This window comes from Novosphingobium sp. 18050, from assembly GCF_902706195.1.
Taxonomy (GTDB): Bacteria; Pseudomonadota; Alphaproteobacteria; order Sphingomonadales; family Sphingomonadaceae; genus Novosphingobium.
On the sequence record NZ_CACSJO010000056.1, the window covers coordinates 1 to 11,460 of the forward strand.

Genomic DNA, 11,460 nt, shown 5'->3' on the forward strand with positions numbered 1-11,460 from the left:
CCACCCACCTGATCCTCTACGGCCCCCCGGACACCGGCAAGGCCTACGCCACCGCGCGCGAGGCCGAAGCGCTTTGCGGCGAGGACTGCCCGAGGATCGGGACTAACTGATGGTGCTCTACTGCTCGCTACAGCACAAGGACCGCATCGGCTTCGTCACCTTCCACCAGAATTTCGCCTACGAGGATTTCGTGGAGGGCCTGCGCCCGGTCACCGACGGCGGCGACGGTGAAAGCCCGGCAGGGTTCTCGCTCGCCCCGCAGGACGGCGTCTTCAAGCAGATGGCCGAAGTCGCCGCCAGCAGCCATGGCCGCGCCGTCACCCCGCCGCCCGCGATCGACCGCAGCCAGAAAGTCTTCAAGATGTCGCTCGGCCGCAGCCGGGCTTCCGAGGACGACGCCATCTATCAGGACGCGATCCGCGACGGCTACGTCACATTGGGCTGGGGCGGCGAGATCGAACTGGTCCGACCCGCGCTACGACACGTGGGACGCCACCAAGAAACGCCGGCGTCAGTACCTTCCCTGCGAGGAAGACCTGCCCGCCCTGCGCGGCCGCATCGACGTGACCCGCGAGTTCACCGTCAACGCCGTAAGGCCAGACCGCCCGGCCTGCCGCTTCGACGTGCTCAGCCACGATATCGCGCTGATGCGGGTGATGGCCGCGACGGTTGTTTCGTTGGGGAAACGCACCCGCGTGCAGGCGACCCGCCGGCTGCTGGACGAACTGCGCGTCGTGCTGGCCGACGTGACCCTGCTGCCGCCGTCCGCCCTGCCGTGGAACGCGGTGCGGATCGACCGCACTAACCGCAGCTGGGAAAGCCTGTTCCGCCTCGCCCGCCTGCTGATGGGCCGCAAATGGCAGGCAACCGGCCATGACGCGCAAGGGGCCGCCGGCACCAGCCTGCTGTTCGCGATGGACAAGCTGTTCGAAAACGCCGTCGCCGCGCTGATGCGCCGGGCGCTGGCGGGCAGCGGCATCGAGGTGGTCGCGCAAGGCGGCCTGCGCCATTGCCTCGGCGCATGGCACGAGGACGAGCCTTGCGAGGGCAACGTTTTCCAGACCCGCCCCGATCTTCGGCTCAGGCGGCGCGGCAAGATAATTGCGATAATCGACACCAAATGGAAACGGCTTTCCACCGACCCGCTGGACCGCAAGCACGGCGTCAGCCAGTCCGACGTCTACCATATGATAGCCTATGCCCGGCTCTATCAATGCGAGCGGCTGATGCTGCTTTATCCAGCGGTCGCCGGCGTCGGCAGCGGCAAGGTGCGGCGGTTCGGCGTGCATGACGGCGCCGAGATGATCGCGGTGGCGCTGGTAGATGCCAGCTTCGCGCCCGCCACTCTTGCTCCAGCGCTCCTATCGTTAGTAGACGGCTTGAAGTTCGGCTTTGAAATGGCTGCGGCGAGGTGATCATATTCCCTCGCCCTGCTCGATTTCGAAGTGAGCGCGCTCGATCCTGTTCCTCACTGATCTGCCCCATCGTACAATAATGGGACGCGCTGTGGCTACTCCTCCTTTACGATGCTGCCGGCAGCTTCACGATCGGCGATTTGCCCGCACTGCTAAACGCCGGACCTATGCGCGGCATCTGGCGCAGCGCATGGGACTGGAGGTGGAGGACTGCCGCGGGTCCGACCTGCCCAGCCCCTATGTCGGCGGTACAGAGGCGAAAAATCGCCCGCACCTTCGAACGCGCCCGGGAGCGCGGCGCGCTGCTGCTGATCGACGAGTTAGACAGCTTCCTTTTCCGCCGCGAGCCAGGCCAGCGCAGTTGAAAGACCGGCATGGTCAACGAAATGGGCGCGATGGAGCGCCTGCGCACGCCCTTCGTCGCGACCACCAATCTGGCCGAAACGCTGGACCCGGCAATGCAGCGCCGCTTCACACTGCGCGCCGTTGCCGCAAGGCGCGGCGCTTGCCAGCCAGACGCCGGGCGACTTCGCCGTGGTTGCCCGGCGCGCAAAGCTGCTGAGCGAAACCCGCCCCCACGCCCTCGCTGCATGGCTGCTCGAAGAAGCGATGCGGCGCGGCGAAACGGCGGCGCAGATCGGGTTCTGAAGGTCGGCGATAACGGGTGGCTGATTGGCTTCCCGCAGATCACCACTGATGGCATTCCTGCGCGATGGAAGATCGTTACGTGCCGCCTTCTCCCTTTCTTCAGGCCGTCATCGATGAGCAGGTGCCATTTGGGAAAGATGATCCGGGCGAGCACAACCTCGCCCGGTTGATCGCCGTGACCTGCGACCCCGATCCTGCCAATCGCGATTGGGCAACGCTGCTACTAGCGCAGCTCGAACTGGACCGCAGCGATGTACGCGATGCCCTGCTGTGCGCTGCTTCGGACGAAAGCGCCCCGGTTCGGGCGGAGGCGATTATGGGGCTGACCCAGCGTGACCGCCTGAATTTGCAGGCGACGTGGTGAACATGCCGCTGCTGGAAGCCGCGATCATCGTTCGCTGACCCCTCGCTGATCGACGATCTCGAGGCATTTTCGGCGCCGTCTGACAACACAATGCTGGACCAGCTGGTAGCCGATGCAATCCGCGCCTGCCGCGAGGCGTCTTAGCGCCAAGAGCGCTCAGCACCCCGTCCGTGCAGCGATATGGTTGCGCAGAGCGGCTAGTCCATCGCCGTGCACTGCGCGATCGTGCGCTGCCTCGCGGGCGGTTTCGCGCAGCGCATAAAGTGCCATGCGCGCCGTATAATCAAGAATGCCCTGCGACAGCGCCCTGCGCGCGCCGGCGTCTGCATCGGCCCAGAGCTGCGCATTGCGGGCCGCCAGTTCGGGCAGGTTGCGGCGCAGGAACACGGCGCAGGCGACGATCTCAAGGTCGATGGCCGTCCGGCCTGCAATGCTCAGCAATTGCACGCAGGCCGCCCGCACTTCGAAAAGAGACGCGGTACGCTCGGCCGGCACCATTGCCGCAAGCTGTTCCCACGCTGCACCGAGCGCGGCGTCCCCCTCGTTTTCGAGCGGACCGGCGTACGCCACGGCCAGCCCGAAATCCCGCTCCGGCTCGGCGGCGCGGGGCTTGCTCCGGTGCCTGGACCGGGGCCGCAGCAGCCACGCCGCGACGGAAAACGCGAGCAGGCCCATCAGCGCCGCCGGTCCGGCATCCGCTCCTGCAGCGGCAAAGCCCAGCCCGGTCGCCAACGCGGCCGCCCCCGCCAGAGCCAGCATCACGGCGATGCGCACCAGCACCGCGATAGCGCGCACGATCGCCCTCAGGACCGCGCCCAGCATCGCCATGCACAGTGCCAGCGCCGCGAACGTCGCGATCAGCAGGAGGGCAAATCCGATCAATGCAGCACATCTCCGCTCGCCCCTGCCTCCACTGCGGCCTTGCCGGGTGCTCGCAGTAGGTCGAGCGCCCTGCCCTGCGCCACGGCTTTCGCAAAGCTACCGGCAAAGCGATGCAGGCTGCGCAGGAACGGCGCGATGGTCAGGCCGTGGCGGCACGAGAGCCAGTAATGTCCCCAGACCGCCCGCCCCGGTTCGGGCAGCGAGAACTGCACCATCAGCGTCTCGCAGTTGAGCGCATTGACGAAGCGCAGCGCCTCGATCCCGTCCGCCTGGTCGCGCAGCATCCAGTGGCTGAACAGGTGGACACCCTCGTCCGCCTCGCCCAGCGTCAGCCAGAACGGAAAGGCCAGGCCGGTGACATAGATCGCGCCTTCCTCGCCGCCGCTTTCGTGGTCGATCCCCGCATCGTCGAGCAGAGCAGAAAGGCAGGTGACATCGAGATCGTCGGCGGCGATCAGGTCGCTGTGATCGGCGTCGGGCTGGTCCATGATGCGTGATTCCCTCGTCGTTGGAGGGAACGCATGCGGCGGCCGAGCGACAGAATCGGTCGTCTAAGTGATGGCGCTTGTTTCCTCTTGGAGTCCAGTCAGGTTGCACGACTATCGAAGCGTTCGGGCGCAATGTTCCCCACGCCAAGAACTTCAGCCTGCTGCGGCGGGAGTGCGGCGAAGTGGTGCTGGCCCCGCTCTACGACCTCGTCGCCACGCGCGTCTGGCCGGAACTCTCGGCGCGCCTGGCGATGCGTCTGGGCGGAGCGGCAACGCTGGAGGAGATTAACGACGACAGCTTTGTCCGCTTCGCCAGAGACGCGGGCCTTACTGCGCCCTTCGTGCGCCGCCTTGCCATCAAAGCGCGCTGACCAGCGCCGCTCCCCATTGCAAGGAACCGGCGCTGGCCGACCGGATGCGGTTTTAGACCGAAACTTCGACCGGCTTGGTCGTTTCCGCTTCGGGGAGCGGCTTGATCTTGAGGCCGGTCATCAGCTTGGGCAGGGCGGCGCCGATGGTGCCCAGGCCCTTGCCCTGCATGCCCAGCAGGCTGGCCGCGTTCTTGAATTCGCCCATACGGGTCATCAGCTGCGGGTTGGTGCCCACTGACTGGAGCATGCCGGGCGCCGCGCCAGCCAGCTTGACGTTGCGCATCACGCCCAGCGCGAGGTTGGCAAGCGCGGTTCCGATCACGGCCTTCTGCTTGGCATTGCCCGTCTGGTAGGCGGCAGTCATCTTGTCGGACATCGCGCCCTGTTCGTTCAGGACGGCGAAGTTCTCCTGCATCTTGCCCTTGTGGGCATTGAGTTCGCCGAAGTTTTGAGCGTTCTTGATCGCCGCGATTTCCTCGCTCTGCGATGCCAGGCCGTCGCGGTCCTTGAGCGCCTGTGCCAGCAGGGCGGCCGAGATCATGACATTCTTGGTGGACGACATCGCGCCGTCGAGGAAGCTGCCGGCATCGGCGCTGGAAACGCCGCTGTCAGAGCCGTCGCCGAGCATCTTCTTGCCCATGCCGGCAAGGCCGCCCAGCCCAGCGGAGGCGCTGACAGGCACGGAGAGAACGGTAGCGGCCAGCAGCAGGGCCATCGGTTTGCGGATCTTCATGAAAGTACAACTCCTGGATTTGAACGTTTAAGGAAAAAGGCGAAGGATCAGGACGCGGGCTTGAGCGCAGCGGCGGCATTGGCGGCCACCGGCAGAACCTGCGCGGCAAGGTCGGACTGGAGCATGGCGCCTTGCGCATCGGCGTCCGATCCGGCGGGCATGCGCGAAGGAGTCAACCGGGTGGCAAGGCCGCTGGCGCCGATCTTGGGGCCGGAGGACAGCGCGCCGCGGTGCAGGGTGTAGCCCACCGTTACCTGATAGCCCTCCCCTGCCGGAACCACGGCGATCACCGGCACGAAGCAGGCATCCACCGGCGTTTCGGCTGCGGCGCCGAAGCGGTCCCACCCAGCAAAGCTGGGCGCATAGGCTTTGAGGTTAGCGGGAAGCGTGGACAGCCGAACCGGCGCGGCCATGCGTCCGGCCAGCAGGGCAGGCGCGGCGGCGGCGTGCGAGGGCATCGCGATCTGGCCCCTGTCATCCAGCGCCGGTGCGCCGTTTGCGCCTGAGCACTGGCCCACCGTCTGGCGCATCGTGGCGGGAACGCCGGATGCTTCCAGCGCCACCACTTCGCCGCCGCGCAGGGCCAGCGGCTCCACGTCGGCGTCGGCCACGGCAAGACCGCCGGCCACCACTTCGCGCGTGGTAACTTTGCCCACCGGCACCAGCACATTGCCCGCGATGCCGGGGAAGCGGCCCGCCGGGCGCAGCACCGGCAGGGTCTGGCCCTGCCCCGCCGCGCCGCCGGTGTCGGCTATGAGCATCGCGCCGCTCTTGCCCGAAAGCGGGGCAAAGCGCGGCTGCGGGCGGAAGGCGGAGATCGCCTTGGCGGCATCCTCCAGTGCATTGCGCAGCACCGCGTCATGTCGCTGCGAGGGCGAGAGGCGGATGCCCCGGCTGACCTTGTCCTCGATCGCATTGTGCCCCTGCCACGTCCCGATCGCGCGGCCCGAGGCATCCACCAACGTGACGAAGGCGTAAGCCTCATGCCGGTCGATGACGACGCCGGGAATTGCGCTGGGCCGGGTGGCGGAATCGAGCAGCACCGTACGCACGTTCGCCACATAGTCGGGCAGGCTACGCGCATCGGGGGCGAGGTTGGCCCCCGCGCCGTCCAGCGCCATCGTGCGCAGGGCCGAGAACGCGCCGTTGACCGGAACCGGGGCGAGAGCGCTGCCGCTGCCCAGCGCATCCTCCAGAATCTGGCCAAGCCAGGCCGGCGAATAGCCCTGCGGCGCCCCGTCCACCACGGTCAGCACGCTGGGCCGCGCCAGTGTTTCGACCGGGGCAGTGGCCATGCGCGAAAGGACCTGACCGCTGCGATAGTCGCCAAGCTGGGCCTGAACGACCGCATAGTCCGGCCCGGCATAGAGCACCGATCCGTCGCCGTTGATCCCGTCGCCGCTGCGCAGGCCCGCGCCCCGGCCCTTGTCGATGACGTAGCCGGTTTCTCCCTTGGAAAGCGTCACCGAGCCGAGCACTTTCGCGGTCTGGGCATAAGGGCGGAAGGCGGCGGCGGCCTCTGCCACCAGGCTGCGCATCGCGGTGTCCAGGTGGCCCGGGAACTGGCGCGCGATTTCCGCCTCCACGCCCTGCGCGGACTGGACGCCTTCGGCGATATCGCTGCGGGTACGGGTGAACACCACTTCGCCGGTGGCCGGGTTGGTGATGTCCAGCGTCAGGGTGATCGGCGCATAGGCGTCGACCGCGCCGCCGGGCTTGGCCACGGTATGCAGCGCAGCGCGGGTCAGCCGCAGCGAAACCGCAAGCGTGCCGCGCAGCCGCGCCGTGGGGGTGGCCCCTGCCGGCAAGTGTGCGCCGAAGCTGGCCTCGACATTGCGGAAAGCCCCGGAAACGGCTTGCGCAAAGGCGGCGCCGATGGCGGCGCGCTGGTCTATGCCAAGATTGGGGCACAGCAGCGGATCGACCATCGCCGCACCGCCGGACCCATCGTTGCTGCAGGCGCCGCCCTCGAACCCGTAGAGTGCAGGCGCGGCCCAGAGCCACGGCGCTGCGGTATCCAGCGGCGCGGCGTCCTGTGCCGATGCCGATACGGGGGCAAGCGCGGGAAAGATCGCCGCAAGCGCCGCCGTTTGCAGGAAAGTGGCTTTCATCGCCTCACATCCCGCCGCAGGCGGACAGGCACAGCGTGATCGCGCGGCCGTCCACGGTGGATTGCATGGCGGCAAAGGCCGGGCGGCTGCGCAGCTGCTGGAACAGCGCGAACTGTAGCGGCATAGCACCGGCATAGCTTACCGTCAGCCGCACCTCGCTCGCGCCCGAGGACACGAAGGCCTGCATCTGTGCGCCGGGGGTAGAGGCGATCGCGTCCATCAGGTCCTGCTGAAGCCCCATGTCCAGCTTGGCCGCGCGCAGAACGAGCGTATAGTTCGCCTCCTGCCGGGTGTCCTGGCCAAGTGCTGCGGTCGCTTTCGTGCGCCAGCGGCGCTGGATCTGCGGGCCGAGCTTCGCAGCGGCGGCGTTCGACAGCTTGACCGCGAGGTTGGCCGCGCAGTCTTCCGGGCTGATGCCCAGCGCGGTTGCGGGGAACACGCCGCTGGCGATCGTGCGTCCGTCCTCGCTGGCCGCAGCCCCCGCGTCCAGCTGGCCCGAGCATAGCGCTTGCCCGCTGGCAGGATCGCGCCCGGACTGGGTAACCTTGAACGAGCCGCCCATAAAGAACGGCGTGTCCTTCGCCTTCAGGCTGCCGAGGAAGCCTGCAAAGCTGGGATCGCGCTTGAGGTCCTGATAGCGCGGCACGCCCGAGGGGTAGTAGGACGACAGCGCCATCCAGGAATCGGCGACCTGTACGTCATAATCGAGCAATGCGCCGTTCAGGCCCTGCCGGATGGCGTCGCCATCGACGCTCTTGGGCGGGGTCTGGTACACCACGTGCGCGCGGTAATAGACGTCGTCATGCACTTCGGCCTGCACGTTGGTCTTGTCCGCGAAGGACGAGGACGCGGCATAGGCGCTCGACGCCTTGGTGGCAGACGCGCTGGACGCGCGGTTGGAATACCCGCTGGCGGAACTGCCCGCATAGCCCCCGGCGCCGACACCGCGCTCCCTGTAAGCGCCCGAAACCGCAGTGCGCTGCGCGCCCGAAGCGGCGCTGCTCGATCCCGATGCGTTGCGATAGCTGGAGCCGCCGGCCTCCTTCGCGGATGCCGTGACGCTGGAGGTGTCCGAGAACGAGGCGCCGGTGCGGCGGTCGTATTCCACGTCGATTTCGGCGGGGGCGGACAAGTCGGTGGCGGTGCCGTCGTCCCGGTCGAGGTAGACGAGGATCATCTGGCGATTGCCGTCCGCGCGCTGCGAGGCGCTGTCGAGGCCGAAGTCGGACAGCATCGTGCGGAACCACGCCTGGTCGATGTCGGCAGTGAGGTGGACGACGAATTCCTTGCCCATCCGCTCCGAGGTCTGGTCCGAGATCATGTCGTCGCGCACCTGCCCGGCCATGCGGTCGATGATGTCGGGCGTCGCCTCGCGGATGCGGCCGGCGCCGATCGTGGTGATCAGCATGGCGCGCACGATGTCGCGCTTGGCCTCAAGGATGGCCAGGTTGCGCACGGACTCGGTGTCCTTGGTGATCGCCGCACGGCCATTGCCCTGCACGGTATCGGCCAGCGCGGGAGAGGCGGCCATCATCGGGGCCAGGCACAAGGAAGACGCGCGCAACCAGGCGCGCAGGCAAGCACGATCGCTCATTACGGGAACGGTCCTGTCAGTAAGGGAAGGGAAAAAGCGTTAGAAGTCGGTGTCGAGAACGACGTCACCGGCCTGAATATGGGTGCCACCGCCGGCCGTTTCGCGGATCGAGACGCCGTCGCCCGCTTGGCCCCGGGGTGTTCCGGCGACGATGCTGCGTTCGGTTCCGTCGCCGTTTCCGGCAACCGGGCTGGCGCGGTCGATCAGCGCGGCGAAACGGTCCGACCCGCTGATTTGCGCAAATGCGGGGTCCTCCAGCGCGCGGGCGGCGTCCGGCAGGCCGAGCGCGATCGCCTTGTCCAGTGCATCGAGCGCGCGGCCTTCATTCCCCGCCAGCGCTTCGGCGCGGGCCTGCTCGAAGTGCGCGGCGGGATCCTTGGGATGCGCCTTCACCTCGGCGGCGGCAAGCTGCACCGCCTCGCCGAAATTGCGCGAAACGATGGCGGCGCGCACACCGGCCAGGCCCCTGAGCCCATCCCCCTGCGCATCAGCCAGGACATCGCTGCCCGCAGGCGCGACCTTGTCGCACCCGGCCAGCGTCATCGGCAGCGCAGCAGCCAGGCACAGCCCCAGCACCGCGAACCTTGCGGATTTCACGATAAATTACCCCCTAATGTCGGCGTACTCGTGCCCCACGAGCGCCCCCGCCAACTGCCACTTGATTCCAAGGACTTAGCTCGAAATAGTATCCGTATTTTCCACGGGAACTATTTCGAACTGAGGCGTGCAATGTGAGAAAAATGTAGGATAAACAACGATTAAAATCCTGCAACCTCAAGGCTGGCGGTTTGGCGGACAACACCCGGCCAGATGCTCTGCCAATGGGCGAGCATTCCGCTGCAATCCGCCGGAGAAACCGCAATTTTCATGGCAGTATCCGGCGTGCCAGCAAACACTGCGCCGCCATGCCCGCCCCGTCGGCAGCCGCAAATCTCGATACTTCCGCCTTGAAACAATTACCTTTCTTTAAGGTACTATCGTCCTCATAACGACAGTTCCGGTCACAGCGGGGGGCTTCATGACGGAAATGGACTATTTGGATGCTGGCGTTCTTCGACCGCGCATGGGCAAGCTGCGCCGCGCGCTGACGCTGGTGCATCTCCTGTCGGAGTCCGTAGAAGGCCTGACGCTTGATGGGATCGCGGAGGAACTGGGTGTCAACCGCCGCACAGCGGAGCGCCTGCGCGATGCGCTGCGCGAGGTGTTCGACATCGAGGAGCGGATGGACGACCGCACCAAGCGCTTCTTCATTCGCGGCTCTCTGCGCCGCGTCTACACCCGACCCAATGCCGAGGAAGTCGCCGCGCTCCAGACCGAGGCCTCCGCTCGCCGCGCGGAAGGGTCGGGCCACGCCGACCACCTCGAAAGCCTGCTCGCCAAAGTGAAGTCCGCGCTGGACGACCGCGAACGCGCCCGTCTCGCCCCCGATCTCGACGCGCTGGTGCGCCTGCAGCGCAGCCGCACCACCGCCGGCCCGTTGCTCGATGCAGCGCCCGAACAGATCGGCGTGGTGCAGGGCGCGATCCTCGCCGGAAACTGCGTTGAGTTCGACTATACCGCCGTCGAGGGCAGCGAGGCGAAATGGCGCCGGGTGATCCCTTACGGCCTGATCCACGGGCCGACGACCTACCTGCTTGGCAAAATCCCGGCGAAAGAGGGGCGGCCCGACCAGGAGCCTGCCTTCTTCCGCCTCGACCGTATGACCGCCGCGCGCCAGTCCAATCAGGGCGGCTGCGCTCCGGACGACTGGAACCTCGACGAATGGCTGGCCGGCAGCTTCGGCATCTGGCGCGAGGAAGACCACGACGTCGTCCTGCGCGTAGGCGCCAGCGCGGCTGAGCGCGCACGCTACTGGCGCTTCCACCCCGCCCAGACGCTGGAAGCGGACGGCGACGAACTCCTCGTGAAATTCCGCACCGGCGGCCTGCGCGAAATCGCCGAACACCTCTTCACCTGGGCCGGCGACATCCGCATCGAAGCGCCCGAAGCCTTGCGCAAAGTCATGCGCGAACGCGTGCTGCTGGCGCTGGGTTCGGTGTGATGGAACGACCGGAACTGTCGCATCTCTCTGACAGCCGCGGCAGAAGATATGTAAAATGGACAAGACGATGACACTGGGAAATGCCTGCGCCGCTTTCGATGCCGCAGAAATCGCCGAACTGCGCGCCATTGCGAACAGCTACCGCGAAGCGGGCGGCGCCATCGTCAAACTCTCCAACCTTTTGGGAGACAAGATCGAGGGAGCCTTGAGCAAGGTGCCCGATGGTTGGCAGGCTGCCGTCGCACAAGCGACCGACATCGCGCTGCGCGGGCCTTACGCGGTTGCCGCCGCGACCCAGGCAGAGGCGGAATCGAAAAGCTATCTCAACGCCATGCTAGCCAAGTGCACGGGTGAACGCTGGCATCAGGTTGCCTCGTCCGTAAGCGGTGCGCTGGGCGGGGCCGGCGGGCTGGGAACGCTCGCCCTCGACCTGGGCGCCACCACGACGCTGGTGCTGCGCTCGATCCAGGAGATCGCCGTGAGCTACGGCGAGGACGTCAACGATGAAGATGTACAGCTGCAATGCCTCGGAGTCTTCGGGTTCGGCGGGCCACTGACCGAGGACGACGAGGTGGACACCGGCCTGTTCGGCGCAAGGCTGGCACTGCGCGGCAAGACGCTTGAGACGATGCTGCGTGTCGTCGTGCCGCGTCTGCTTCCCATGGTTAGCGCGGAAGTGATCGCAAGTGTGGAGGATAAGCGGCAGCGTCTCACAAATCGCGTAAGGCCGCAAATGTGTTAGCGTTGTGCTAAGCATCACAAAGCCCAACGGCTTTGGATGGGTTTTTTAAGCCATTGATTTGGTTGGGTGAT

13 protein-coding genes are annotated in these 11,460 nt (G+C 66.8%); 6 read left to right on the top strand and 7 right to left on the bottom strand.

Features of this window, described 5'->3' with window-relative positions:
* Positions 1–127 precede the first annotated feature (127 nt).
* The gene (locus GVL61_RS24070; protein WP_159983754.1) at positions 128–307 is read right to left on the bottom strand and encodes a hypothetical protein; all 180 of its coding nucleotides are present in this window, start codon (positions 305–307) and stop codon (positions 128–130) included.
* Here GVL61_RS24070 and GVL61_RS24075 point away from each other — a divergent pair.
* The 3 genes from GVL61_RS24075 to GVL61_RS24085 all read left to right on the top strand — a co-directional run bounded on the left by GVL61_RS24075 (position 306) and on the right by GVL61_RS24085 (position 2,427).
* The gene (locus tag GVL61_RS24075) at positions 306–1,415 is read left to right on the top strand and encodes an McrC family protein (protein ID WP_159983756.1); all 1,110 of its coding nucleotides are present in this window, start codon (positions 306–308) and stop codon (positions 1,413–1,415) included. The genes GVL61_RS24070 and GVL61_RS24075 overlap by 2 nt on opposite strands.
* 486 nt (positions 1,416–1,901) lie before the next feature.
* Complete coding sequence (locus GVL61_RS24080) at positions 1,902–2,063, top strand: hypothetical protein (protein ID WP_159983758.1); 162 nt, start codon at positions 1,902–1,904, stop codon at positions 2,061–2,063.
* Between the two features lie 64 nt (positions 2,064–2,127).
* Positions 2,128–2,427, top strand: a complete 300-nt coding sequence (locus tag GVL61_RS24085; RefSeq protein ID WP_159983760.1) for a hypothetical protein — start codon at positions 2,128–2,130, stop codon at positions 2,425–2,427.
* Positions 2,428–2,583: 156 nt separating this feature from the next.
* Here the strand turns inward: GVL61_RS24085 and GVL61_RS24090 are convergent, their stop codons facing one another.
* Together GVL61_RS24090 and GVL61_RS24095 are read right to left on the bottom strand one after the other, a co-directional pair.
* Positions 2,584–3,309, bottom strand: a complete 726-nt coding sequence (locus tag GVL61_RS24090) for a hypothetical protein (protein WP_159983762.1) — start codon at positions 3,307–3,309, stop codon at positions 2,584–2,586.
* Positions 3,306–3,797: a YbjN domain-containing protein gene (locus GVL61_RS24095; protein ID WP_159983764.1), complete on the bottom strand. Its 492-nt coding sequence runs from the start codon at positions 3,795–3,797 to the stop codon at positions 3,306–3,308. Before GVL61_RS24095 ends, GVL61_RS24090 begins: the two co-directional genes overlap by 4 nt.
* Positions 3,798–3,874: 77 nt before the next feature.
* Between GVL61_RS24095 and GVL61_RS24100 the strand changes: the two genes are divergently transcribed.
* Positions 3,875–4,168: a HipA domain-containing protein gene (locus GVL61_RS24100; protein ID WP_235037892.1), complete on the top strand. Its 294-nt coding sequence runs from the start codon at positions 3,875–3,877 to the stop codon at positions 4,166–4,168.
* Between the two features lie 52 nt (positions 4,169–4,220).
* Here the strand turns inward: GVL61_RS24100 and GVL61_RS24105 are convergent, their stop codons facing one another.
* From GVL61_RS24105 to GVL61_RS24120, 4 genes are read right to left on the bottom strand one after another with little or no spacing between them, the layout of a single operon-like run.
* Positions 4,221–4,901 carry a hypothetical protein gene (locus GVL61_RS24105; protein WP_159983766.1) on the bottom strand — a complete coding sequence of 227 codons (681 nt, stop codon included), beginning with the start codon at positions 4,899–4,901 and terminating at the stop codon, positions 4,221–4,223.
* Positions 4,902–4,948: 47 nt separating this feature from the next.
* Entirely contained in the window at positions 4,949–7,012 is a 2,064-nt protein-coding gene (locus GVL61_RS24110; RefSeq protein WP_159983768.1) for a hypothetical protein, read from the bottom strand.
* 4 nt (positions 7,013–7,016) lie between these two features.
* Positions 7,017–8,606, bottom strand: coding sequence for a hypothetical protein (locus tag GVL61_RS24115; RefSeq protein ID WP_159983770.1), 1,590 nt, complete (start codon positions 8,604–8,606; stop codon positions 7,017–7,019).
* Between the two features lie 39 nt (positions 8,607–8,645).
* Positions 8,646–9,203: a hypothetical protein gene (locus tag GVL61_RS24120; protein ID WP_159983772.1), complete on the bottom strand. Its 558-nt coding sequence runs from the start codon at positions 9,201–9,203 to the stop codon at positions 8,646–8,648.
* 421 nt (positions 9,204–9,624) lie between these two features.
* Here GVL61_RS24120 and GVL61_RS24125 point away from each other — a divergent pair, with 421 nt between their 5' ends.
* Both GVL61_RS24125 and GVL61_RS24130 read left to right on the top strand, forming a co-directional pair.
* Positions 9,625–10,647 carry a YafY family protein gene (locus tag GVL61_RS24125; RefSeq protein WP_235037893.1) on the top strand — a complete coding sequence of 341 codons (1,023 nt, stop codon included), beginning with the start codon at positions 9,625–9,627 and terminating at the stop codon, positions 10,645–10,647.
* A gap of 55 nt (positions 10,648–10,702) precedes the next feature.
* Positions 10,703–11,389 (top strand): EcsC family protein, encoded by a 687-nt coding sequence (locus GVL61_RS24130; RefSeq protein WP_159983774.1) that lies wholly within the window; start codon positions 10,703–10,705, stop codon positions 11,387–11,389.
* Positions 11,390–11,460: the final 71 nt, after the last annotated feature.

Bases quoted from the DNA above. Each gene is read 5' to 3' on its own strand.
- GVL61_RS24075 (WP_159983756.1), top strand. From the start codon at position 306: ATGGCCGCGCCGTCACCCCGCCGCCCGCGATCGACCGCAGCCAGAAAG.
- GVL61_RS24070 (WP_159983754.1), bottom strand. From the start codon at position 307: ATGGCTGCTGGCGGCGACTTCGGCCATCTGCTTGAAGACGCCGTCCTG.
- GVL61_RS24085 (WP_159983760.1), top strand. From the start codon at position 2,128: ATGGAAGATCGTTACGTGCCGCCTTCTCCCTTTCTTCAGGCCGTCATC.
- GVL61_RS24095 (WP_159983764.1), bottom strand. From the start codon at position 3,797: ATGGACCAGCCCGACGCCGATCACAGCGACCTGATCGCCGCCGACGAT.
- GVL61_RS24105 (WP_159983766.1), bottom strand. From the start codon at position 4,901: ATGAAGATCCGCAAACCGATGGCCCTGCTGCTGGCCGCTACCGTTCTC.
- GVL61_RS24110 (WP_159983768.1), bottom strand. From the start codon at position 7,012: ATGAAAGCCACTTTCCTGCAAACGGCGGCGCTTGCGGCGATCTTTCCC.
- GVL61_RS24115 (WP_159983770.1), bottom strand. From the start codon at position 8,606: ATGAGCGATCGTGCTTGCCTGCGCGCCTGGTTGCGCGCGTCTTCCTTG.
- GVL61_RS24125 (WP_235037893.1), top strand. From the start codon at position 9,625: ATGACGGAAATGGACTATTTGGATGCTGGCGTTCTTCGACCGCGCATG.
- GVL61_RS24130 (WP_159983774.1), top strand. From the start codon at position 10,703: ATGGACAAGACGATGACACTGGGAAATGCCTGCGCCGCTTTCGATGCC.